Origin of the sequence: Streptomyces sp. NPDC048514, from assembly GCF_043199955.1 — a bacterium.
Lineage (GTDB): Bacteria > Actinomycetota > Actinomycetes > Streptomycetales > Streptomycetaceae > Streptomyces.
Genome location: NZ_JBICWT010000008.1, coordinates 264,185 through 289,388 on the forward strand (window position 1 = coordinate 264,185; position 25,204 = coordinate 289,388).

Consider the following 25,204-nt stretch of genomic DNA (forward strand, 5'->3'; position numbering starts at 1 on the left):
CGCCGCACATCGCAGACAAGCACCACGCCCGGTGCGGTGACCGTCAGCAAGCGCTTCGACCTGACCGCTCCCTCCACCGCGCTGTTGCGGGAGGTGCAGTTGGGCAGCACCCGCGTCCTGCAGTCCTTCGCCTTCGACAACACCAGTGGGCACCTGTTCACCGTGCAGCTCGTCGACAGCGGGCTCCAGCTCCCGGGCGAGACACAGACCTACTCGGGGCCCGACCGCGAGGCCAACGGCGACCTGTGCCTGACCCGCCTCGACACATCCGGGCGGATTCTCGGCACCATGTATCTCCGCGGATTCGGGCACGGTGTACAGATCGGGGTCGAATCCACCACTTCCGGAGCTTATCTCTGGGCGGAAACCCATAACGTCCGCACCGCGAATTCCGACGGCACCTACACCGGCTGGGGCGATCGGCTCGGCCGGTTCAAATTCGCCAACGGAACCGTGCTCACCGCGGACTCCCCCGCACTCACCCAGTACACCCTGGAAAACGGCGTCGACCGCACCACCTGTGCCATCGACCCGGTGAACAACCGGCTCGCCGTCCGCTGCCGGGTGAGCGGCGCCTTCCGCTTCCGCCTGTACGACCTCGCGTCCTTCAAGGCCGGCGGCCGGACCACCCTCGCCGACGTCGCGCAGCCCGCCGACCTCCAGCCCGGTTACAGCGACACCTTCCAGGGCTTCACGAGCTACGGCAGCTACCTCTACCTCCTGGCCGGCTCGCAGTACGGCAAGGACGGCTCCGTGTCACCGGACGGCAACACCTTCATCACCTCCGTGGACTGGAACACGGGCACCGTGAAGGAGCAGAAGCTCACCAAGGCCGGGTACACCCTTTCCTACCGCGAGCCCGAGGGCATGGCCATCCAGATCCCCGACCCGGCCAACCCGCAGGCCCTGCGGCTGTGCAGCGGTTTCTCCTCGTACACGTCCGCCACGGACCAGCGCAAGAAGACCAGCATCTATTACAAGAACGTGCTGGTCTGAGCCTGCGACAGACCAGGGACGAGTTCGTCACGTTCGGTCTGCGACCATGGATCGCATGCGGAAACGAGGTTCGATACGGGTCGCCGCCGGCGTGGTCTGCGGCGCTTTGTCGGTGATGTCCCTTGCGGCGTGCGGGGGTTCGGACCACGGCACCGCCGCCGCGCACGGGGGTGCGGACGACGCACCGCGGAAGACGGCCCTGAAGCGCGTGCCCGGCATCGGGGACCGGCTGTGGGAGCGCGTGCCGGCCGGCTCCCGCCAGGTGGTCGCCGTGTACGGCGCGGGCAAGGACTCCCCCGACTCCACCGTCGCGCTCTTCACCAGGCACGGCTCCACCTGGAAGCAGGAGCGCACCTGGCCGGCGCACAACGGGCGCAAGGGCTGGACGACGGATCATCACGAGGGCGATCTGCGCAGTCCGGTGGGCGTCTTCACGCTGAGCGACGCGGGCGGTGTGCTTTCCGCACCCGGGAAGGGGCTGCCGTACACCCGGTCCGCGGCCTTCCAGGCGCCCCACTACTGGAAGAAGCCGTACTGGCACGACTTCGACTATGTCGTCGCCATCGACTACAACCGCGTCAAGGGCACTCCGCCCAACGACCCGACCCGGCCGCAGGGGCAGTCGAAGGGCGGCAGCATCTGGCTGCACATGGACCACGGCAGCGGCACCTCGGCGTGCGTGAGCCAGTCGAAGTCGGCCATGGAGTACCTGCTGCGCACCCTCGACCCCAAGCTGCACCCCGTCGTGGTGATGGGAGACAGGGCGGACCTGAAGGCCTGACGGAAGCACACGCGGAGCCGGAGGACCGCGCGGAGCCGAAGCCCACGGCGGAAGACCGCACGGAAGCCGCAACCCCAGCCGAGAGCGCGCGGACCGCATGGAACCCGCAACCCCAGCCGAGAGCGCGCGGGGCGCCTAGCCTCGGCCGAGAGCGCGCGGAGCCGGACGGCCGGCTCCGCGCTCGGGGGGGGCAGGCGTGGTGGGGAGGGTCAGGCGTGGTGGTGGCGCCAGCCCTGCCAGGCGGAGTCGATCATGTCGTCCAGGCCGAGGCGGGCGGTCCAGCCCAGTTCCGCCTGGATGCGGTCCGCCGACGCGACCACCCTCGCTGGGTCACCGGCGCGGCGGTCGGCCACCTCGGGCGCCAGGCCTTCGTTGCCGGTCACCTTCAGGATGCGGTCCACCATCTCCCGGACCGAGCTGCCCTCGCCCCGGCCGATGTTGAGGACGAGCGAGGTCCCCTCCGGTGCCTCGCGCAGTCGTACCGCGGCCGCCTGGTGGGCGGAGGCGATGTCCTGGACGTGAATGTAGTCACGTACGCAGGTGCCGTCCGGTGTGGCGTAGTCGTCACCGAAGATCCGGGGCGCCTCGCCGGCCTCGAGCCGCTCGAACACCATCGGGATGAGATTGAAGACACCCGCGTCGGACAGCTCCGGGGCGGCGGCACCGGCCACGTTGAAGTAGCGCAGGGACACGGCTCGCAGGCCGTGGGCCTTGGCGGCGGCGGCGATCAGCCACTCACCGACCAGTTTCGTCTCGCCGTAGGGGCTCATGGGGAGGCACGGGGTGTCCTCGGTCACGAGGTCGACGTCCGGCATGCCGTAGACGGCCGCGGACGAGGAGAAGACGATCCGCTCGACCCCGGTGGCGGTCATCGCCTCCAGCAGGGTCTGCAGACCGGTGACGTTCTCGCGGTAGTAGTGGAGAGGCCGCTCCACCGACTCGCCCACCTGCTTCTTGGCTGCGATGTGCACCACACCCGTCACGGCATGGTCACGAATCGTCCGTTCCAGGAGCTCCCGGTCCAGCACGCTGCCCACCACCAGCGGGACATCGCCGGGAAGCCGGTCCGCGCTGCCGGTCGACAAGTCGTCGTAGACCACCACGTGCTCGCCGCTCTCCGTCATGGCGCGCACCACATGCGCACCGATGTACCCGGCGCCGCCCGTGACCAGCCAGCTCATCCCGTGCCTCCTCGGTCTCCGTCAGTGGAGAGCAGACTCGTCCATGGGCTGCGGAAAATCGAGTCGGACAATTACGGACAAGTGCGGCAAAGCCGGGCAGTAATAGCGGTAAGGGGAGGAGCCGTTCAGCCGGTCCGGATGGAACAATGTCCCACTCGGGTAGCGGTATGGTCTCTGCGACTGTTCCGTGACCCGACCGCCCGGCTACCTTGCTCACGGAAACTTCAAGTGAATCCTTTACGCTGATGCGACGGCGTGCTCATGCCCGTCGGCGGGCGGAGCGTGCTCTGGCCTCGGCCCACGCTCTCGTGATCAGTCTCGGAACAGGTTGTAAGGATGCCCAGACTCTCTCTCGTCATCCCTGTCTACAAGGTGCAGGGCTACCTCACCGAGTGCCTGGACTCGGTGCTCGGGCAGGACTACACGGACTTCGAGATCATCGCGGTCGACGACCGCTCACCGGACGGCTCGGGTGCCATCCTCGACGAGTACGCGCAACGTGACGCTCGAATTCACGTGATTCACCTCACGGAGAACGTGGGGCTCGGCCGTGCGCGCAACGCGGGCATGGAGAAGGTCCAGGGCGACTACGTCCTGTTCCTGGACAGTGACGACACCCTGACCGACGGCGCGCTGCGTGCGATAGCCGAGCGGCTGGAAGCCGCCGGCGACCCCGAGATACTCGTCTACGACTACTCCCGCAGCTACTGGGACGGCCGGATCCGGCCCAACCAGCGCGCCGAACTACTCCAGCCCGACGGCCCGGAGTCCTTCCCGCTCGCCGAGCGGCCGCAGCTGCTGAACCTGCTGCAGATCGTCTGGAACAAGGCCTACCGCCGGGACTTCGTCACCGAGAACGGGCTGACCTTCCCGCCCGGTTACTACGAGGACGCCCCCTGGACGTTCTGCTCCATGATCAGCGCCGAGCGCATCGCCGTGCTGAACCGGGTCTGCGTGATGTACCGGCAGCGCCGCGAGGGCGGCAACATCCTGAAGACGGTCAGCCGTAAGCACTTCGACGTCTTCGACCAGTACCGCCGCGTCTTCGACTACCTCGACGTCCGCCCCGAACTCGCCCGGTGGCGCACGCCGTTGTTCCGCAAGATGGCGGACCACTTCCTGACCATCCTGGAGCGGCCCGACCGCCTGCCGGCGGACGCGCGGGCGGAGTTCTTCCACCGCGCCGCCGCCGACTACCGAGCCCGGCTCCCACAGGGCTTCCAGCGGCCGGGCGGCGGCCGCGGCCACAAGTACGCGATGCTGGAGAAGGACGCGTACACCGCCATGGCCGGCGCCACCGCCGCCGTGAAGCTCCGCAAGGCGGTCCGGACCCGTACCCGCACGGCCATCAACCGGTCCAAGCGCAGCGCGATGGGCGTCTTCTACCAGTCGCAGCTGAGGCTGCCGCTGGACGAGAACCTGGCGCTCTTCTCCGCCTACTGGAGCCGCAGCGTCTCCTGCAACCCGGCGGCCGTCGACGCCGAACTCGCCCGGCTCGCCCCGCACGTACGCCGCGTCTGGGCCGTCCGGCCCGACGCCGTGGACCGGGTACCCGAGGGCGTGGACGTCGTCCGGGTCGGCTCCAAGGAGTACTGGGCCGCGCTGGCCCGCGCCAAGTACCTGGTCAACAACGTGAACTTCGCCGACAGCGTGGTCAAGCGCGAGGGCCAGATCCATCTGCAGACCCACCACGGCACGCCGCTCAAGACCATGGGTCTCGACCAGCGCAAGTACCCCGCCTCGACGGACATGGACTTCGACAAGCTCCTGGAGCGCTGCGACCGCTGGGACTTCAGCCTCAGCTCCAACCGCTTCTCCACGGCGGTCTGGGAGCGGGTCTACCCGTGTTCCTACGAGTCGCTGGAGTCCGGCTACCCCCGCAACGACGTCCTGGTCAACGGCACGGCGGAGGACGTGCGCCGGGCCCGCGCGGCGCTGGGTCTCGCCGACGGCACCAAGGCGTACCTGTACATGCCCACGCACCGCGAGTACCAGCCCGGCTTCGTGCCGAGCCTCGACCTCGCCCGCCTCGCCGACGAGCTGGGGCCCGACGTCACCCTGCTGGTGCGCGGCCACTACTTCTACGGCGGCAGCTCCTCCCACGTGGCCGAGCTGCGCCGCACCGGGCGGATCGTCGACGTGTCGGGGCACGCCCGGGTGGAGGAGCTGTACCTCGCCGCGGACGCGCTCATCACGGACTACTCCTCCGCGATGTTCGACTACGCCGTGCTGGACCGGCCGATCGTCATCTTCGCGCCCGACTGGGACATCTACTCCGCCGTGCGCGGCACCTACTTCAACCTGCTCCAGGAGTCGCCGGGCGCGGTGGCCACCTCACAGGCCGAACTGATCCGCCTGCTCGGATCGGACGAGTACGACGGGCAGGAAGCGGCCGCGCGCCGCGACGCCTTCCGCCGTCGGTTCTGCGAGTTCGACGACGGGCACGCCGCCGAACGCGTGGTGCGGCGGGTCTTCCTCGGCGAGACGCAGCCCCTGCCCTTCGTGCCCTTCGCCGAGCGTTCCCACGCCCCGGCCCCCGCCCAGGCGCTCGCAGCCGTCGAGCGGGCCTGACCTTCGAGAAGGAGATCGACAAGCATGGCCCCTCGGCTCAGTGTCATCGTCCCCATGTACGACGTCGAGCACTATCTGCCGGCCTGTCTGGACTCGCTGGCGGCGCAGACGTACCAGGACTTCGAGGTCCTGATGGTGGACGACGGCTCCCCCGACGGCTCCGCCGCGATAGCCGAGTCCTACGTGGCCCGCGACCCGCGGTTCCGGCTCATCCGCAAGGAGAACGGAGGCCTGGGGGCCGCCCGTAACACCGGCATCGCCCACATGGCGCCCGAGGCGGAGTTGCTGACCTTCGTCGACAGCGACGACCTCATCCCGCCGGACGCCTACCGGCTGATGGTGGGCAGCCTCGACGAGACCGGCTCCGACTTCGCGACCGGCAACGTCTTCCACCTCAAGGGCGAGAAGACCTGGCAGGTCCCGCTGATGCGGATGCTCGCGGGCGAGGCCCGCCAGCGCACCCACATCGCCGAGTACGCCAAGCTGGTCGCCGACCGAATAGCCTGCAACAAGGTCTTCCGCCGGACGTTCTGGGAGAAGCACGGCTTCGCCTTCCCCGAGGGCCGCCTGTACGAGGACACGCCCGTCACCATGCGGGCGCACTACCTCGCCGACGCCGTCGACGTGATCTCCGAGGCCTGCTACTACTGGCGGCTGCGCGAGGGCGAGTCCGCCCCCTCCATCACCCAGCGCCGTACCGACCCGGCCGGTGTCCGCGACCGCGTCACCTCCGTCCTGGAGATCAGCGACTTCCTGGGCAAGCAGTCCGGCGACACCTTCGCCCGCCTCAAGCAGGAGTACGACACCCGCGTCCTCGTGGACGACCTGCGGCTGTTCCTCAACGTGGTGCCCGACGGCGACGAGGAGTACCGCGCCGAGTTCCTGCGGTCGGCCAACCGCTTCATGGACCACATCGACCCCAAGGTCGTCATGGCCCTGCCGACCCACCTGCGGGTGCAGTGGCTGCTGGTCCGCAAGCACCAGCTCGACGAGCTGATCACCCTGCTGGCCTCGCAGCGCCGCAAGGAGGCCATCGAGGTCAGCGGCCTGGTCCGCAAGTACGCCTCCTTCCCCGCGCTGGCCGACGCCGACCTGGACTTCCCGCGCAAGGCGCTGCGCATCGACCAGGACCTGAGCATGCGGGCCCCGCTGCAGGACGTCGCCTGGTCCGACGGCAAGCTGGTGCTGGGCGGGCACGCCTGGATCGACAAGATCGACCTGCCCTCGAAGCGCTCGTCCGTCAAGGTCCTGCAGCTGCGCAAGGACAAGTCCCGCCGCCGCATCGTGCTGCCCACCCGGAACGTGGAGCGCCCCGAGCGCACCACCGACTCCGGCCAGGACCGGTACAACTACGACTGGGCCGGCTGGGAGGTCACCCTCGACCCGGCGAAGCTGCGCAAGGGCGGTGAGTGGCAGGAGGGCCTGTGGCACGTGGGCCTCGGCCTGTACGCCTCCGGCCTGGTGCGCCGTGCCGCCGTGCAGTCCAGCGGCGGTGCCGCCTGCAACTTCCCGCCGTACCGCTGGCTCAGCTCCGACTTCCGGATGCTGCCGTCGGTCGAGCGCGGTGCGCTCAAGCTGCGCATCGAGAAGGTCCGCGCGCTGGTCACCGGCTGGACGCTGGAGGGTGACCGGCTGCGGGTGACCGGTGACATCCGGGTGCCCCTGGCGGCCGGCGAGCGCGTGACGCTGCGGCTGAAGAACCAGAAGGGCGCCGAGGTCCACGAGTACCCGGCCGAGGTGACCGAGGCCGACGGCACCCGCCGGTTCTCCGTCGAGGTCCCGGTGGCCGACGTGGCGCTGGTGTTCCACGAGGGTGTCGACGCCCTGGCCCAGCCGGAGAAGCGTGTCTGGTCGACCGCGCTGATCGCCACGGACCCGCAGGGCACCGAGCGCCAGTTCAGCACGGTGATGCAGGAGGGTCTGGCCGACGGCCGGTTCGACCTGCCCGCCTCGCTGGGCGAGCAGGCCGAGCTGTGCGAACTGGCCGTCATCGGCGGCCACAACGGCTACCTGAAGCTGGCCGGCCGCACCCGCCGTGCCGTCATCGACCGGGTCGGCCTGGCGGACGGCCGGATCACCATCGCCGGGCGCACCGACGCCCGGCTCACCGGCGCCCGTCTGCTGCTCAAGCCCCGCAGCCGCTTCGAGGAGCGCTTCGTGGAGCCGCGCTGGTTCGAGGACGGCCGCTTCGAGGTGGACTTCGACCCCTCCACCCTCGGCGGCAACGGCAACGGCGACGTACCGCTGCGCGCGGGCCGCTGGAACCTCTTCCTGCGCCCGGCCGACGGCGAGAGCCCCGACGTGCCCTTCGTCACCGACCGGCTCGCGTCCGGGCAGTTCCCGCTCCGCGCCGAACTGGGCGGCCGCCGCTACTGGCTGGAGAACCGCTGGGCCGACTTCCCACAGCTGAACTGCCGGTCCGAACTCGACGACCTCGAGCGCGGCCCGTACCGGCAGAAGCAGCTGCGCGAGGAGGTCTACGCGCCGCTGCGCCAGCAGCCGCTGAAGGACCAGGTCTTCTACCTCAGCTACAACGGCAAGCAGTTCTCGGACAGCCCGCGGGCGATGTACGAGGAGCTGGTGGCCCGTGGCTCGGAGCTCAAGCACCTGTGGGCCGTGCGCGACGGCCAGGTCGTGCTGCCCGAGGGCGTGGAGCGGGTCCGCATGTGGGGCACCGAGTGGTACGAGGCCCTGGCCTCCAGCCGCTACATCGTCACCAACGGCCACCTGCCGGACTGGATCGAGCGGCGCCCCGGCCAGGTCATCGTCCAGACCTGGCACGGCACGATGCTGAAGAAGATCGGCCACGACATCGACACCCTGCACTTCGACCGCCGCTACCAGGAGAAGCTGGCGCTGGAGGCGAAGCAGTGGAGCATGGTGGTCTCCTCCAACCGGTTCAGCACGCCGATCCTGAAGCGCGCCTTCTCCTATGACGGGGAGATCCTGGAGGCGGGCTACCCCCGCAACGACTACCTGTACTCGCCGGACAAGGACGCCATCGCCGACCGGGTGAAGAAGCAGCTCGGCCTGCCGGCGGGCAAGAAGGTCGTGCTCTACGCGCCGACCTGGCGGGACGACCAGGCGCACAGCCAGGGCCAGTACCTGTTCGACCTGCGGATCGACATCGAGGACGCGCGGCGGCGGCTCGGCGACGACCACGTCCTGCTCATCCGCCGCCACTCCAACGTGGTGGACGCGGTGCCCGGCGCCGGCAACGGCTTCGTGTGGGACGTGTCGGAGTACCCGGACATCGCCGAGCTGTACCTGGCGGCCGACATCATGATCACGGACTACTCGTCGGTCATGTTCGACTACGCCCACCTGAAGCGTCCGATGCTCTTCTTCACCTACGACCTGGAGCACTACCGGGACACCCTGCGCGGCTTCTACTTCGACTTCGAGCAGGACTCGCCCGGTCCGCTGGTCTTCACCTCCAAGGAGCTGGTCGACGCGATCCGGGACATCGACACGGTGTCCGCCGAGTACCAGGACCGCTTCGACCGCTTCCACCACCTGTTCTGCGACTTGGACGACGGCCACGCGTCGGCGCGGGTCCTGGACCGGATGATGGAGCAGGCCAAGGAGCTCTGAGCGAGCGCGGAAAAGGGGCGGGGCCCGGAGGAGATCCTCCGGGCCCCGCCCCTTTTCCCGGCTCCGCCGGCGCCCGCGCTTCGGGCGGCCGGGGCCACTGCCTCAGGCGGTCCGCGCCTCGCGCTTCAGGCGGTCCGAGAACGCGCTTCGGCCGATCAACGCCCGCGCTTCAGACGGCGTCTGACGCCCCTGAGCACGGTGGCGGGGGTGTACCGGCCGAGCCCTCCGCGTGGCCGGGGCGCCGGCTCGGCGGCGGAGGCGGCCCGCTGCGGCGCCTCCGGCTCGGGCTTCGGCTTGGGCTTCGGCTCGGGCCTCGGGACCAGCGTGGTGAGTGCGGTGAGTTCCTCGACGAGTTCCCCGGAGATCAGCAGGCAGCGCAGCCGGGACAGCGGCGGCAGCGCAGCCACGAGCGCCTGCGGCATGAAGTCGCGCAACAGCTCGCCGGCCAGCTTCACGTGCAGGGCACGGGTGTCCTCGGGCAGATCGGCGAAACGCCGGTCGAAGCGGCCGAGGATCTCCAGGGTGAGCCAGCGGTGGAGCAGCTTGTCTCGCCGGCCGCCGGCCGGGACGTGCGCCACCACGATGTCCAGCACCTCGCGCACGTTCGCGTAGAACGGGGCGGGGTCCGGGACCTCGCGGGTGAGGTGCGGGAAGTCGTCGCGGCGGACCAGGTAGTAGCAGTCGTAGTCGGACACGACGGAGATCGACCGGGCCAGCAGATAGGCCGGCACGACGAACACCTGCTCCTCGGCCAGCCGCAGGCCCTCCGCGAACCGCAGGCCGTGCTCCTCGACCAGCGACCGGCGGAACAGCTTGTGCGCGGTGAGGGACCAGACGCCCTTGGACGTGAAGATGTCACCGCCGTCCACGTTCGCCCGGAACGGGGTCACCGGGGCCTTGCGTCCCACGCCCTTGATCTTGCCCAGCACCACGTCGGAGTCGTTGCGCTCGGCGGCGGCTACCAGGCGTTCCAGCGCCTCGGTGCCCAGATAGTCGTCGGGGTCGGCGAAGAACAGGAACTCGCCCTCGGCCATGTCGATGGCCCGGTTGCGCGGCCCGCCCGGGGCGCCCGAGTTCTCCTGGTGCACCACCCGGACCCGGCCGGGGTGGCGCTCGGCCCATTCGTCGAGCAGCTCACCGCTGCCGTCGGTGGAGCCGTCGTCCACGGCGACGATCTCGAGCCGCTCGAATCCGATGGACTGGCCGGCGATCGAGTGCAGGCACTCGGGCAGGTGGTCGACCGCGTTGTAGACCGGAATGATCACGGAAACGGCAGGACGGTTGTCGGGCCCGGAGCCCATATGTATTTCCCCCATGGAACACGACGTGCACGCGGTGAGGAGCGCCGGTCGGGACGCTCCACACCGCAATCAGTCATGTCACCTTATCGCCGCCCACCCGTCGACTCGGTGTAACTCACCCGGCGGTTGACACGAAGTGCTGTAAAGGTGGTGTAACAGCCGAAGCGTTGCGCCTCGGCGAACCGCGCCCGTGGGGCCTAGAAGGGATCGAAGTCGTCGAACTCCCGGTCCGAGTCGTCACGTTCGGCCTGCCGGTCCCTGCGGCGCTGGGCCGCGGGCCGAGGTGCCTCGAACCGGTGGTCCTCACCCCGGCGGCCGAGCATCTCCGCGCCGGCCATGACCGTCGGCTCCCAGTCGAAGACGACCGCGTTCTCCTCCGGGCCGATGGCGACGCCGTCGCCGGAGCGGGCGCCCGCCTTCATCAGCTTCTCTTCCACACCGAGGCGGTTGAGCCGGTCGGCGAGGTAGCCGACGGCCTCGTCGTTGTTGAAGTCGGTCTGCCGGATCCAGCGTTCGGGCTTCTCGCCGCGCACCCGGAACAGCGGCTCGCCGCCGGAGTCCTCGCGGGTGACGGTGAAGCCCGCGTCGTCCACGGCCTTGGGCCGGATGACGATCCGCGTCGCCTCCTCCTTCGGCCTGGCGGCGCGCGCCTGGGCGACCAGCTCGCCGAGTGCGAAGGTCAGCTCCCGGAGCCCGATGTGGGCCACCGCCGACACCTCGAAGACGCGGTAGCCGCGCGCCTCCAGGTCGGGGCGGACCATCTCGGCGAGGTCCTTGCCGTCGGGCACGTCGACCTTGTTCAGGACGACCATCCGGGGCCGGTTGTCGAGGCCGCCGTACTGCCGCAGCTCCTCCTCGATGATGTCGAGGTCGGAGAGCGGGTCGCGGTCGGACTCCAGGGTGGCGGTGTCCAGCACGTGCACCAGCACGCTGCACCGCTCCACGTGCCGCAGGAACTCCAGGCCGAGCCCCTTGCCCTGGCTGGCGCCCGGGATCAGACCCGGCACGTCGGCGATGGTGTAGACCGTCGAGCCGGCGGTGACGACGCCCAGGTTCGGCACCAGCGTGGTGAAGGGGTAGTCGGCGATCTTCGGCTTGGCCGCGCTGAGCACGGAGATCAGCGAGGACTTGCCCGCGCTCGGGTAGCCGACGAGGGCCACGTCGGCGACGGTCTTCAGCTCCAGCACGATCTCCTGGAGGTCCCCGGGCACGCCCAGCAGCGCGAAGCCCGGCGCCTTGCGGCGGGCGCTGGCCAGTGCCGCGTTGCCCAGTCCGCCCCGGCCGCCCTGTGCGGCGACGTACGAGGTGCCGTGCCCGACCAGGTCGGCCAGCACGTTGCCCGCCCTGTCCAGGACGACCGTGCCGTCCGGCACCGGCAGGACCAGGTCCTCGCCGTCCTTGCCGGAACGGTTGCCGCCCTCGCCGGGCTTGCCGTTGGTGGCCTTGCGGTGCGGGGAGTGGTGGTAGTCGAGAAGCGTGGTCACGGACTGGTCGACGGTCAGGATGACGTCGCCGCCCCGGCCGCCGTTGCCGCCGTCGGGGCCGCCGAGCGGTTTGAACTTCTCACGGTGGACGGAGGCACAGCCGTGGCCTCCGTTACCCGCGGCGACATGCAGTTCGACGCGGTCCACGAAGGTGGTCATGGTGGGTGCCTCCAGCACTTCAGTACGTACAGGTATGTCTACTGCGTAACACGCGAAAGGCGGACCCGCCTTCCCGACCGGGAAGTGAGGTCCGCCTCGCGAAACGAAACGTTCGGTCTGAGCCCTGGTTCAGGCGACTCAGGCGACCGGAACGATGTTCACGACCTTGCGGCCACGGTGGCTGCCGAACTCCACCGCACCGGCCTGCAGGGCGAACAGCGTGTCGTCGCCGCCACGGCCGACGCCCGCGCCGGGGTGGAAGTGGGTGCCGCGCTGGCGGACCAGGATCTCACCCGCGTTGACGACCTGACCGCCGAAGCGCTTCACGCCGAGCCGCTGGGCATTGGAGTCGCGACCGTTCCGGGTGGACGATGCGCCCTTCTTGTGTGCCATTTCTCCTCAGTCCCTTACTTCGCAGCCGCGGGAATCGACGTGACCTTGATCGCCGTGTACTGCTGGCGGTGGCCCTGACGACGGCGGTAGCCGGTCTTGTTCTTGTAGCGCAGAATGTCGATCTTCTGGCCCTTGTGGTGGTCCACGATCTCGGCCTGGACCTTGATGCCGGCCAGCACCCACGGGTCGCTGGTCACGGAGTCGCCGTCGACAACGAGCAGGGTCGAGAGCTCGACCGTGTCGCCAACCTTGCCAGTGGAAATCTTGTCAACCTCAACGATGTCGCCGACAGCAACCTTGTGCTGGCGACCACCGCTGCGCACGATGGCGTACACGCGGGTCTCACTTTCGCTCGAAGAAACGGCACCCCCGCAGGCCAGCCGCCCGAAACACAACGGACAACCTCTCCCGGCCAACCGAATGTCCGGGAGGAAGAGGTTTACGGGGATGTGGCGTGTTCAGTGGACACGCCGACGGTCCAGGTTACGGGCCTGGCCCCTAGGGGTCAAACCGGGCCCCGCCCGGCCCTCAGGGCCACGGACAGCACCGCACACGGCACCGCACACCGCCATGCGCTCGGCTGTTCGCACGGCTGTGCGCACGGGCTGCGCGCAAGGCGCCGACACAGCGGTGCGGCCCCGTCCTCGGGACGGGGCCGCACCGGATGGGACGAGACTCAGCTCTCGTCGGCGGTGGTGGAGACCGAGGTGGTCTTCTTCGCCGTCGACTTCGCCGCGGCCGTCTTGGCGGTCTTGGCCGCCTTCTTGGCCGTCGTCTTCTTGGCGGCCGTCTTCTTGGCCGCGGTCTTCTTGGTGGCGGCCTTCTTGGCCGTCGCCTTCTTGGCCGCCTTGCGGACGGTCTTCTTGGCCGCGGCGACCGCCTCGGCCAGCTCCTCGGCCGGCTCGCCGGCCACCGGGGCCTCGTCCGCCGCGGACGCCGGGACGACCACGACGGCCGTGTCCTCCGACGCGGTCGGCGCGGTGGCCCTGCGCACGGCGCGGCGGCGCGGACGGGCCGGGGCGGCGCTCTCCGCGGGCGCCTCCTCGGCCGCGGCAGGAGCCTCCTCCGGCCGTTCCGCCGGGGCCTCGGCCGCGGACGCGGTCTCCGCCACCGTCACCACGGACGTCTCGGCGCCCGCCGGGGAACCGGCCGGGGCCGACACCTTCCGGGTCGCCCGACGGCGCGTACGGCCCTTGGGCGCGGCTTCCTCGGCGTCCTCGGCCTGCGGCGCCGGGACCACCTGGTCCTCGGCGGCCGCGGGCTCGGCCAGCGCCTCGGCGGCCGGCTCCGGCCGCACCGGACGCGCGGCGGCCTCTTCGGCCGTCACGTCCTGCGCGGTCGGCGCCGCGGCGGCCACAGCGGCCTCGGGCTGCGCCGGCTCCTCCAGCGGAGCCTCGGCCTTGGCCCGCCCCGCCTTCGCCCTGTCGGCCTTCTCGGCCTGCTCGGCGCGCTCGGCACGCTCTGCGGCCTTCTCGGCCCTGTCCGCCTTGGGCGCGCCGGCCGGAGCCGACGCCCGGCGGCTCGCCCGGCGCCGTGTACGGCCGCGGCCGGCCGCCGCCTCCGCCTCGGCGACGCTGCTGAACAGCTCCTCGTCCGGCGAGAAGTCGGGCGCGGGCAGGGCCACCGGCTCGGCGATCTCGGCGGCCACCTCCACGGCGGTCTCGACCTCCGGCTCGACGTCCTCGCCGCTCTCGACGGCCACCGCGGCCGTCTCGTGCACGTGCTCCTGCGTGTCACCGCCGCGCCCGCGCTTCTTGCGCTTGCCGCCACCGCCGCCACCGCCGGAGGTGGGCTGCTCCATGTGCACGATGACGCCACGGCCGTTGCAGTGGACGCAGGTCTCGGAGAAGGACTCCAGCAGGCCCTGGCCGACCCGCTTGCGGGTCATCTGCACCAGACCCAGCGAGGTCACCTCGGCCACCTGGTGCTTCGTGCGGTCGCGGCCCAGGCACTCCAGCAGACGGCGCAGCACCAGGTCGCGGTTGGACTCCAGGACCATGTCGATGAAGTCGATCACGATGATGCCGCCGAGGTCGCGCAGCCGCAGCTGGCGCACGATCTCCTCGGCCGCCTCCAGGTTGTTCCTGGTGACCGTCTCCTCCAGGTTGCCGCCCTGGCCGGTGAACTTGCCGGTGTTGACGTCGACCACGACCATCGCCTCGGTCCGGTCGATCACCAGCGAACCGCCGCTGGGCAGCCAGACCTTGCGGTCCAGGGCCTTGGCGAGCTGCTCGTCGATCCGGTAGGTGGCGAAGACGTCGACCTCGCTGGTCCACCGCGACAGCCGGTCGGCCAGGTCCGGGGCGACGTGCGAGACGTACCCGTGGATGGTCGACCAGGCCTCGTCACCGCTGACGACGACCTTGGAGAAGTCCTCGTTGAAGATGTCGCGCACGACCCGGACGGTCATGTCCGGCTCGCCGTAGAGCAGCGTCGGGGCGTTGCCGCTCTTGGCCTTCTTCTTGATGTCCTCCCACTGCGCCTGCAGCCGCTCGACGTCCCGGCGCAGCTCGTCCTCGCTCGCGCCCTCGGCGGCGGTGCGCACGATGACGCCCGCGTCCTCGGGGACGATCTTCTTGAGGATGGTCTTCAGCCGGGCCCGCTCGGTGTCGGGCAGCTTGCGGCTGATGCCGGTCATCGAGCCCTCGGGGACGTACACGAGGTAGCGGCCCGGCAGGGAGACCTGGCTGGTCAGACGCGCGCCCTTGTGCCCGATCGGGTCCTTCGTGACCTGCACGAGCACGGACTGCCCGGACTTCAGGGCGGACTCGATGCGGCGCGGGCCGTTGGCCATGCCCAGCGCCTCGAAGTTGACCTCACCGGCGTAGAGCACGGCGTTGCGGCCCTTGCCGATGTCGATGAAGGCGGCCTCCATCGACGGCAGCACGTTCTGGACCTTGCCCAGGTAGACGTTGCCGACGTACGAGGTCGACTGCTCCTTGTTGACGTAGTGCTCGACGAGCACGCCGTCCTCCAGGACGCCGATCTGCGTACGGTCGCCGTGCTGACGGACGACCATCACGCGCTCGACGGCCTCGCGGCGGGCCAGGAACTCGGCCTCGGTGATGATCGGGACGCGGCGCCGGCCCTGCTCACGGCCTTCCCTGCGGCGCTGCTTCTTGGCCTCCAGACGGGTCGAGCCCTTGATGGACTGCACCTCGTCGGACGGCTCGGCGGGCTTGCGGGGCTCGCGGACCTTGACGACCGTGCGCTCCGGGTCGTCATCGGACGGCTCGGCGTCCGGACCGGAGTCACCGGCGCGACGGCGCCTGCGACGACGGCGCCGGCTGCTGGAGCTGGACCCGCCGGACTCGTCGCCACGGGCCTCCTCGGCGTCCTCGTCCTCCTGCTCGGCGGTGTCCTCGGCGTCCTGGGCGGCCTGCTCGTCGGCCAGTTCGTCGGCGTCCACGCCCTCGCCGTCGGCGGCCTCACCACGGCGACGGCGACGGCCGCCACGGCGACGGCGACGGCGCGAACCGGACTCCTCGAAGCCGTCGGCACCCTCGGCGTCGTCGGCGTCGTCACCGTCCGCGAGGTCGTCGGCGGCGTCCTCGGCCTCGTCGGCCTCGGCCGGCTTCTTGTCCTCGACGGCGGCCCGGGCGGCCGGCGCCTCCTCGGCCTGGGGCGCACCCCGGCGGCGACGGCGGCGGCGCGAGCCGGCCTCGGCGCGCTCCTCCGTGAACTCCTCGGCCTCCACGGGCTCCACGTTCTCCACCGGCTCCTCGGCGGCCTCGGCGGCCGCTTCGGCGGCGGCGCGCTCCGGCGTCTGGAACCTGGGCTCGGTGAACACCGGCGCCTGGAAGACGGCGACCGCGGGGCGCCTGGGCCGGCGCGTGGCCTTGGTTTCCGGGACCTCGGCCGCGGGGGCCTCGGCAGGCTGGGCCTCGGCCGCGGGGGCCTCGGCGGGCTGGGCCTCGGCGGACTGCGGCGCGGTGGACTGGGCCTGCTCGGAGAAGCCGGAGGCGGCACGCACGGCCCGGCGCCGGGTGCGGCGCGGAGCACCGGTCTCGGCGGCGGCCTGCGGCGTGTCAGCGGGCGCGGACCGGTCGGACGCCTCGGCGGTCTCGCCGGCCCGTGCCTCCTCGCCCTGCGTGACGGCGGCCTCGGCGGCCTCTGTGGCCTTGGCGGCCTTGCCTCCCCGCGTCCGGCCGGCCTCAGCGGCCTCGGGCTCGGTGGCGGACTCGTCGGCACGGGTCACGGCGGCCTCCTCCTGTACGGGGGCGCCGGCGGGCGTGGACACCCGGCGGGTGGCACGGCGGCGGGTACGGCGCGGAGCGGCCTCCTCGGCGGCCGCAACGGCCTCCTCGGCGCCTTCGGGCGCCGCAGCAGGGGCTGCCGCGACGGAACTGGCCTCGGTGGCCGTCGTCTCCTCGGCCGGCACGGCGGCCGCCGTCCCGTCGACGGGAGTGGCGGCCGCCGTCTCGTCGGCCGGCGCGGTCCCGGCGGCCTTCGGCGCGCCGGAGGGCGCGGAGGCACGGCGGGTCGCGCGGCGGCGGGGACGCGCGGCGGACGCGCTCTCCTCGGCGGCTGCGGGTGTCTCGACGGCGGTCGTCCCGTCCTCGGCCTTCTCGGTCACGGCCTTCTCGGTCACGGCCTTCTCGGCGGCGGGGACCACGGTCTCGGCCGACTCGGCCGACTCGGCGGGCCCGGCGGGAGCCGACGTACGGCGCGTGGCCCGCCGACGCGGCCGCGCGGCGGGCGCGGTCTCGGCGCTGCCGGCGGACGTGGCGCTCTCGGCGCCCGCGTCGGGGGCGCTGCCGGCGCCGGTGACGGAGGCGGTGGCGGTGGCGGCCTGTTCGGCACCCGACGCCTCGGGGGCCGTGGTCCCGGTGGCGCCGGCCGGTGCGGTGACGCTGCGAGTGGCGCGGCGCCGGGTACGACGCGGCGCGGCCTCCTCGCCGACGACGACCGCGCCGCCCTCGGCTACGGCGGCGGCCTGCTCCGGCTCACTCACGGCGGAAGCGGGCACGACGGTCTCGGCGGTCGCGGGGGCCTCGGCGGCGGGCGAACCCGTGGGCGCGGACGCCCGGCGGGCGCGGCGGCGCGGCCGGGCGGCAGCGGTCTCCTCGGCGGCGGACGCCGGTGCGGAGGCGGCGGCCTGCGCCGCGGTCTCCGCTGCTCCCGCCGTCTCTGCGGGCGCGGCGGCCGCTTCCTGCTCCTCGGCCTGTGCGGCCGCTTCGGCATCGTCGGCCCCGAGGACCTCGATGACCTCGTCGGCGTCCGCGGCCGGTATGGCCGGCACGGTGACCTCGGTGGGCGCCTCTGCCGCGACGGGCGGACCCGCGGGGCGAGAGGCGGCACGGCGACGCCTGCGCGGGGGCAGGGTGTCGCTGGGCGTGTTCGGTTCGGAACCCTCGATGGGTTCGGTCGGCTCGAGCATGCGGGCGTTTCTCCCGTCAGGCTCCCGGGCGCCGTGCCTGGTCCGGCGTCGGTCCGAAAAGACCGTCCGCCGTTGACGTCCGCGGCTTGCGCGATGCGCGATGGCCGCCGTCCGGGGCGCGGGCGCCGCACGGGAGCACTCTGTGTCCTGTCTCGCCGGTTCCGTACGCCTTGTCGGTACGGCCTGGCGAAAGTCTTCTGGTCGGTGCGCTGCCCGACCCAGGTGGCTCCCGAGTACGAGGGCTGCGCTACGACGTCCGTCCCTACGCGGGACCTTCCGGCGTCGGCGCCGTCGCGGCGGCAACCGGTTGGGCCATAAGGACCTCGGCTGCCTCGCGGTCGGGCGCGAGCGGGTCGGTCACCGTGCCGGTCTCTTCATCGAGCAGCCCCTGCGCCAGCCTGGTCACCGCTGCGGGGACCGGCGGCGCCAGGTCGGCCACGGCGCGGAGACCGGACAGGACGTCGTCGGGTCGTACGGCAGGCGTCACGTGCCGAACAACCAGCCGCAGTATCGCACAGGGCCGGTCGCTCGGCCTATCAGCCGGCGAACCGTGCGTTTCCAGGCTCACCACGGCCGGGCGGGCGTCGAAGGTGCGGACGCCGTTCTTGGTCGTCCGCTGCACCTCGACGGCGTCGGCCCCGGTGAAGGCCTCGACCGCGCGCTCGGCGTCGACCGGATCGACACCGTCCAGCCGCAGCTCCCAGACGGAGGCCGTCAGCCGGTCGGCGAGGCCGGAGGTCCGTGCCTCGACCGCCTCGATGACGTCGAGGCCGGTGGGCATCGACTCGTCGAGGAGGGCGCGCAGGATCTCCGGATCGCGCGGCGCGGTCAACGCGATCTCCAGGTACTCCGCCTCACTGCCCGTGCCGGTGGGTGCGGCATTGGCGTACGACACCTTCGGATGTGGCGTGAACCCCGCCGAATACGCCATGGGCACCTCGGCGCGGCGCAGCGCACGCTCGAAGGCGCGCTGGAAGTCTCGGTGGCTGGTGAACCTCAGGCGGCCGCGCTTGGTGTAGCGCAGTCGGATGCGCTGCACCGCGGGTGCGGGCGGCGGGCCTTCGGGCTGTCGCTTCCCCAGTGTCCTAGTCCTTCGTGAGAGCGGTCTTACTCCTACCAAGAGTACGTGTGTCGCGGGCCACGGGTTCCCGCCGGTCCACCGCGGCCGGTGGGGCGGGTTCCCCGAGGAGCAACCGGCGGAACTCGGCACGGGCCTGCCGTACGGTGTCGCGGGCCGACGTCAGCGCCTCGCGGGCGGCCCGGCCCACCGCTCGCGCGGCCGTTGCGGCGGGCCGCAGGACGACGTCCCGGACCACGTGTCCGGCCGGGGTGAGCACGGTCCGGTACAGCCAGCGCACCGGCTCCACGAAGACCCACCGCAAGAGGGTCCCGAGCGCCCGGCCGACGGCCCGCGAGATCCGCCCGGCGACCCGCCAGGCGTGTCCCAGGGCGTCCCCCAGCTCCCGCGCCACGACGGCGAGCACCCGGCCGGCGGGCGCGAGGATCCAGCGCCACAGCGCGAGCGCGGGCAGGACGAGGAGGATCCGGGCGGTCCAGTGGAAGACCAGTCCGATGCCGGCGGCGAGCAGGCCGAGCAGCCACCCGAGCCCCCGCGCGCATCCGGCCACGACGTGCCCCACCGGGGTGAGGACCCAGGTGTACAGCCAACGGGCGGGTACGGCGATCAGGTACCGCCCCAGCCAGGCGAGGGCGGTGTACACCCCCGTGCCGAGGGCGGCGAGCGCGGCGCCGATCCCCCTCAGCAGCCGGGTGAGCGCGTGGCCGACGGGGCGCAGCACACGTGCGTGCACCCAGGCGAGCCCGGCGCCCACCCCACGGGTCACCCGAACGAGCCCGGCGCCCACCCCACGGGCCAGCCGGGCGAGGGCCTGCCCGACGGGGGTCAGCACATGCCGGTGGAGCCACACCGCCGGCACGACCAGCAGGACGGTCGCGAGCCAGGCCAGCGCCTTGCCGACGGGCACCAGGAGGTAACGCCACAGGCCCACCAGCGGCCACACGAACAGGGCTCTGCCGATCCACAGCAGTGCCCGGCCTAGCGGCCGGAGGACGGTGTCCCGGGTGAGGCGGCCGATGACGACGAGCGCGTCCCACGCCATGCGCACCGGTACGACGAGGACGAGGACGACGATCCGCACCGGGATGCGGATCGCGACGGCGAGGCACCCGTCGGGCGGCCGTCGGGGCGGCGGGTTCAGCGCTTCCATATCTGCTCGGACGCCGTGCCCGCCGGTGCGGATGCCGCCTCCGGGTTGCGATGCCATCACGTCTCGCCCGGCTGCAACACAGCTGATCTGTACGGCCGCTGACCTGTACGGCCGCTGACCTGTACGGCCGCTGACCTGTACGGCTGCTGATTCGTACGGCTGCCGACCTGTACGGCCGCTGATCTGTACGGCTGTGCGTCCGCTACCCGACGTCCTCCGCGGCCGGCAGGTCCTGCTCGGTCCAGATCGTCTTGCCGGTGGAGGTGTAGCGCGTACCCCACTGGTGGGTCATCTGGGCGATGATGAAGAGGCCACGGCCTCCCTCGTCGTCGTTGGCCGCGTGCCGCAGATTGGGCGTGGTGTGGCCGGTGTCGGAGACCTCGCAGATCAGGGTCCGGTCCCGGATGAGGCGCACCTGGATGGGGCCGCCGACGTAGCGGATGGCGTTGGTGACGAGTTCGCTGACGATGAGTTCGGTGGTGAACGCCAGGTCGTCCAGCCCCCAGTCGCGCAGCTGCTTGCCGAGGGCGCTGCGGACGGTGGCCACCTCCGCGGGGTCCGGGGGCAGTTCCCACTGGGTGAACCTGTTCCGGTCGAGCAGCCGGGTGCGCGCGACGAGCAGCGTCGCGTCCTCGTCCACCGCCCCGGGCAGCAGGCCGTTCACCGCGCGGTCGCACACCTCCTCCAGCGACGCCCGGTCGTCGGTGAGGGCCCGGGACAGCTCTGCGAGCCCGGCGTCCCGTCCCTCGGCCGCCTGCAGGAGGCCACCCGTGCAGAGGGCGACGAGACTGCCCGGGGGGAGCTGGAACTCCGTGCTCCGGTAGGGCGGGCCACCGATGCCGAGCGGTGGCCCCGGGGGCAGTTCGGGCGGGTGGACGATGCCCGCGTGCGGTCCGACGACCGCCAGCACCGACTTCCCGGCCCGCGCCATGCTGCACCTCCCGGAGGCGGGGTCGTACACCGCGTAGAGGCAGGACACGCCCAGGGCCTCGTCGGCCTGCTGTCCGCGCTGGCCCGGGCCGTGGCCGGCTCCGCTCTCGTAGGCGGTCTGCTCGACCAGGTCGTCCAGGCGGGACAGCAGCTCGTCCGGGCTCAGGTCCAGCCGGGCCAGCACGCGCACCCCCGTGCGCAGTCGGCCCATGGTGGCCGCGGCACGCAGGCCGTGACCGAGCACGTCCCCGACGACCAGGCCGACCCGGGTGCCGGACAGCGGAATGACGTCGTACCAGTCGCCGCCCACCCCCGAGCCGCTGTCGGCGGGCAGGTAACGGCTCGCCGAGTCGAGGGCGGTGTGCACCGGCAGATGGCGCGGAAGCAGACTCCGCTGGAGTCTCAGGGCCACCGTGTGGCCCCGGGTGACCAGCGGCATCAGCACGGCACCGAGCAGCAGGGCGCCCACGCCGACGACGGTGACGCCGCCCGTCGGGCCGATCAGCGGCAGGTCGACGCTGGTCGCGCCGTAGCCGGGGTTCGCGTAGACGACGAAGGTGGCGTAGAGGAAGAGCACGAGCATGATCAGCCCGCCCAGCCCCGGCAGCACCCCCTTGAAGACCAGGTCCCTGACGCTGCGGGTGAGGACCTTGCGGTGGTACCGGACGCAGGCGAAGCCGGTCAGTCCGTAGTGGAACGCGATCGCGAGGCCGATGGAGTCGACCGAGTCGGCCAGCACGTTCCGGCTGAACGAGGTCAGCAGCACCAGCAGGGCGATCGAGGCCGCCCCCATGCCGACGGTCCCCCAGGTCGGGGTGAGGAATCTGCGATGGACCCGGGCGAACCGGGCCGGTACGGCCTTGTGGACCGCCATGGAGAAGACGGTCCTGGCCAGGGGCAGGATGGTGGTCTGGGCGGAGGCGAGCGCCGAGGTCAGCACCATCAGGATCAGCAGGGTCGACAGGACCAGCCCCGCGTCCCGGCTCCCGAACACGGCCTCGCCCAGCCCGGAGAACACATCGTCGGAGTTCTCCGGGTTGCCGAGCCCGATGCCCGAGGTGCCGACCCCCGCGAAGGACTGCGCCGACGTGGACACCAGTCCGTACGTGATCAGCAGCAGCACGGTCGACAGGACCGCGGCCCGCCCGGGGACGCGCGCGCTGTCGACCGTCTCCTCGTTGACCGAGAAGGCGGTGTCCCAGCCCCAGTAGATGAAGACCCCCGCGAGGAGCCCCGAGGTCAGGGCCTGGGCCGAGGGCACCTCGAAGGGGTTGAACCAGGAGGCGGAGACGTGGATCGCCGTCGGGGGGAAAGCACCGGAGTAGACGCGGACCAGGGCGGCGACGGCGAACACGATCAGCATCAGCATTTCCAGGCACAGCAGCCAGCGCTGAACGGCCGCCGAGAACTCGATGCCGACGTAGCAGACGGCGGTCAGCAGGGCGATCCAGACGATGCCCGCCACGGTGACCCACAGCCGGCTCTCGCCCAGTGCGTCCAGACCCACCAGCCGGAAGCCGTAGGTGCCGGCGATCTCGGCGAGGTTCACCATGACGATGATGTTGGCGACGATCAGGCTCCAGCCGCCCATCCAGCCGGTGCGCGGCCCGAAGGCGCGGGTGGCCCAGGTGAACGTCGTTCCGCAGTCGGCGTTGCTCGCGTTGAGTTCCCGGAAGGCGTACGCGACCAGCAGCATCGGGATGAAGGCCAGCATGATGACGATGGGGGCCTGTAGTCCCACGCCCGCCGCGATGACGCCCAGGGTGGCGGCGAGGCTGAAGGCCGGCCCGGTCGAGGCCAGGCTCATGGCGACCGAGGAGAACATTCCCAGGGCGTCGCTCTTGAGCCCCTTCCGGCGGGACCCGGTCCCCGAAGCGGGGCGGCCGGCGGGAACGGCGCCGCCAAAGTGCCTCACACTTGATTGCAACGCGGGGCCGCTCCCCTCCGCAACAGCGCGGGCGAGCGGGAGGCCACTCGGCGGCGGGCGGCTGCCCGGGTGACGGCACACCGAGCACGCAGATCCGCGGGGGCGAACCGGAACAGGGGCCCGCAGGCCGGGCGCACCCCGCGCCCGGCACACACCCCCGGAACACCGGCAAGCCCCCCGTTACCGATCAGCCGGCCGGCCTCGTCCACGGGGGCTGGACCTCTTGCCGCCGCCTCCGCGCAGCGTGCCCCGCTCGCCTCAGTGCGTGTGGCCGCTCGAAGCCGGCGTTGGACCGGCGTTCTTGACCGTGAGGGGCAGCAGCTTCTTGCCCGTCGGGCCGATCTGGATGGACGTGTCCATCTGGGGGCAGACGCCGCAGTCGAAGCACGGGGTCCAGCGGCAGTCGTCGACCTCGGTCTCGTCGAGGGCGTCCTGCCAGTCCTCCCAGAGCCAGTCCTTGTCCAGGCCGGAGTCGAGGTGGTCCCAGGGGAGGACCTCCTCGTAGGTGCGCTCGCGGGTGGTGTACCAGTCGACGTCCACGCCGAAGGCCGGCAGGGCCTTGTCCGCGCACGCCATCCAGCGGTCGTACGAGAAGTGCTCGCGCCAGCCGTCGAAGCGGCCCCCGTCCTCGTAGACCGCGCGGATGACGGCGCCGATGCGGCGGTCGCCCCGCGAGAGGAGGCCTTCCACGATGCCCGGCTTGCCGTCGTGGTACCGGAAGCCGATGGAGCGGCCGTACTTCTTGTCGCCGCGGATCTTGTCGCGGAGCTTCTCCAGGCGCGCGTCCGTCTCCTCGGCGGAGAGCTGCGGGGCCCACTGGAAGGGGGTGTGGGGCTTGGGGACGAAGCCGCCGATCGAGACCGTGCAGCGGATGTCGCCCGAGCCGGAGACCTCGCGGCCCTTCTGGATGACGTGGGTCGCCATGTCGGCGATCTGCAGGACGTCGTCGTCCGTCTCGGTCGGCAGGCCGCACATGAAGTACAGCTTCACCTGGCGCCAGCCGTTGCCGTAGGCGGTGGCGACGGTCCTGATCAGATCCTCTTCGGAGACCATCTTGTTGATGACCTTGCGCATGCGCTCCGAGCCACCCTCGGGAGCGAAGGTCAGACCCGAGCGGCGGCCGTTGCGGGTCAGCTCGTTCGCCAGGTCGACGTTGAAGGCGTCGACGCGGGTGGAGGGCAGCGAGAGGCCGATCTTGTCCTCGGTGTAGCGGTCGGCCAGGCCCTTGGCGATGTCGCCGATCTCCGAGTGGTCGGCGGAGGACAGGGAGAGAAGGCCGACCTCCTCGAAGCCGGTGGCCTTCAGGCCCTTGTCGACCATGTCCCCGATGCCGGTGATGGAGCGCTCGCGGACCGGGCGGGTGATCATGCCGGCCTGGCAGAAGCGGCAGCCACGGGTGCAGCCGCGGAAGATCTCGACCGACATGCGCTCGTGCACGGTCTCGGCGAGCGGGACCAGCGGCTGCTTCGGGTACGGCCACTCGTCCAGGTCCATCACCGTGTGCTTGGAGACGCGCCACGGGACGCCGGAACGGTTCGGGACGACGCGCGCGATACGGCCGTCCGGCAGGTACTCGACGTCGTAGAACGCAGGGATGTACACCTCGCCCGTCTTCGCCAGGCGGAGCAGGACCTCCTCGCGGCCGCCGGGGCGGCCCTCCGCCTTCCACTCGCGGATGATCCGCGTCATGTCCAGCACGGCCTGCTCGCCGTCGCCGATGATCGCCGCGTCGATGAAGTCCGCGATCGGCTCGGGGTTGAAGGCCGCGTGGCCGCCCGCCAGGACGATCGGGTCGTCGACGGTACGGTCCCTGGACTCCAGCGGGATGCCGGCCAGGTCCAGGGCGGTGAGCATGTTCGTGTAGCCCAGCTCCGTGGAGAAGCTGAGGCCGAACACGTCGAAGGCCTTGACCGGGCGGTGGCTGTCGACCGTGAACTGCGGGACGCCGTGCTCACGCATCAGCGCCTCCAGGTCCGGCCACACGCTGTAGGTGCGCTCGGCGAGGACGCCGTCCTGTTCGTTGAGGACCTCGTAGAGGATCATGACGCCCTGGTTGGGCAGACCGACCTCGTACGCGTCCGGGTACATGAGCGCCCAGCGGACCTCGCAGCCGTCCCACTCCTTGACGGTGGAGTTCAGCTCACCGCCCACGTACTGGATCGGCTTCTGCACATGCGGGAGCAGGGCTTCGAGCTGCGGGAACACCGACTCGACAGACATCGGGGGAACCTTTGTGAGCTGACAGGGGTGACCACCAAGCGTAACCCGCCCGGAGGCCT

14 protein-coding genes are annotated in these 25,204 nt (G+C 71.5%); 4 read left to right on the plus strand and 10 right to left on the minus strand.

Annotation, left to right across the window (positions count from 1 at the left end; all coding sequences use genetic code 11):
- The first annotated feature begins 36 nt into the window (after positions 1 to 36).
- Together ACGFT2_RS19710 and ACGFT2_RS19715 are read left to right on the plus strand one after the other, a co-directional pair.
- Positions 37 to 996: a Tat pathway signal sequence domain protein gene (locus ACGFT2_RS19710; RefSeq protein ID WP_393279665.1), complete on the plus strand. Its 960-nt coding sequence runs from the start codon at positions 37 to 39 to the stop codon at positions 994 to 996.
- Positions 997 to 1,051: 55 nt separating this feature from the next.
- Entirely contained in the window at positions 1,052 to 1,777 is a 726-nt protein-coding gene (locus ACGFT2_RS19715) for a hypothetical protein (protein WP_393279668.1), read from the plus strand.
- Between the two features lie 209 nt (positions 1,778 to 1,986).
- Here ACGFT2_RS19715 and galE read toward each other — a convergent pair whose 3' ends face one another.
- Entirely contained in the window at positions 1,987 to 2,958 is a 972-nt protein-coding gene (galE, locus tag ACGFT2_RS19720) for a UDP-glucose 4-epimerase GalE (protein ID WP_393279671.1), read from the minus strand.
- A 336-nt stretch (positions 2,959 to 3,294) separates the two neighbouring features.
- On the opposite strand from galE, the gene ACGFT2_RS19725 reads away from it, so the two are divergent.
- Positions 3,295 to 5,529, plus strand: a complete 2,235-nt coding sequence (locus ACGFT2_RS19725; protein WP_393279674.1) for a CDP-glycerol glycerophosphotransferase family protein — start codon at positions 3,295 to 3,297, stop codon at positions 5,527 to 5,529.
- 24 nt (positions 5,530 to 5,553) lie between these two features.
- A complete protein-coding gene (locus ACGFT2_RS19730) occupies positions 5,554 to 9,123 on the plus strand; it encodes a CDP-glycerol glycerophosphotransferase family protein (RefSeq protein WP_393279676.1) in 3,570 nt (1,189 codons plus the stop codon).
- A 155-nt stretch (positions 9,124 to 9,278) separates the two neighbouring features.
- On the opposite strand, the gene ACGFT2_RS19735 is transcribed toward ACGFT2_RS19730, so the two are convergent.
- The 9 genes from ACGFT2_RS19735 to ACGFT2_RS19775 form a co-directional block, all read right to left on the minus strand.
- A complete protein-coding gene (locus ACGFT2_RS19735; protein WP_393279679.1) occupies positions 9,279 to 10,388 on the minus strand; it encodes a glycosyltransferase family 2 protein in 1,110 nt (369 codons plus the stop codon).
- 233 nt (positions 10,389 to 10,621) lie between these two features.
- Complete coding sequence (obgE, locus tag ACGFT2_RS19740; RefSeq protein WP_393279681.1) at positions 10,622 to 12,067, minus strand: GTPase ObgE; 1,446 nt, start codon at positions 12,065 to 12,067, stop codon at positions 10,622 to 10,624.
- Between the two features lie 138 nt (positions 12,068 to 12,205).
- Complete coding sequence (gene rpmA, locus ACGFT2_RS19745) at positions 12,206 to 12,460, minus strand: 50S ribosomal protein L27 (RefSeq protein WP_061922958.1); 255 nt, start codon at positions 12,458 to 12,460, stop codon at positions 12,206 to 12,208.
- 14 nt (positions 12,461 to 12,474) lie between these two features.
- Entirely contained in the window at positions 12,475 to 12,795 is a 321-nt protein-coding gene (gene rplU, locus ACGFT2_RS19750; RefSeq protein WP_353600036.1) for a 50S ribosomal protein L21, read from the minus strand.
- Positions 12,796 to 13,136: 341 nt separating this feature from the next.
- Positions 13,137 to 17,840, minus strand: coding sequence for an Rne/Rng family ribonuclease (locus tag ACGFT2_RS19755; protein ID WP_393279685.1), 4,704 nt, complete (start codon positions 17,838 to 17,840; stop codon positions 13,137 to 13,139).
- A 262-nt stretch (positions 17,841 to 18,102) separates the two neighbouring features.
- Positions 18,103 to 18,879 (minus strand): TIGR03936 family radical SAM-associated protein, encoded by a 777-nt coding sequence (locus ACGFT2_RS19760; RefSeq protein WP_393279688.1) that lies wholly within the window; start codon positions 18,877 to 18,879, stop codon positions 18,103 to 18,105.
- A gap of 46 nt (positions 18,880 to 18,925) precedes the next feature.
- Positions 18,926 to 20,068, minus strand: a complete 1,143-nt coding sequence (locus ACGFT2_RS19765) for a hypothetical protein (RefSeq protein ID WP_393279690.1) — start codon at positions 20,066 to 20,068, stop codon at positions 18,926 to 18,928.
- 202 nt (positions 20,069 to 20,270) lie between these two features.
- Positions 20,271 to 22,823 carry an amino acid permease gene (locus ACGFT2_RS19770; protein WP_393279693.1) on the minus strand — a complete coding sequence of 851 codons (2,553 nt, stop codon included), beginning with the start codon at positions 22,821 to 22,823 and terminating at the stop codon, positions 20,271 to 20,273.
- A gap of 360 nt (positions 22,824 to 23,183) precedes the next feature.
- Positions 23,184 to 25,145 (minus strand): TIGR03960 family B12-binding radical SAM protein, encoded by a 1,962-nt coding sequence (locus ACGFT2_RS19775; RefSeq protein ID WP_393279695.1) that lies wholly within the window; start codon positions 25,143 to 25,145, stop codon positions 23,184 to 23,186.
- Positions 25,146 to 25,204 lie beyond the last annotated feature (59 nt).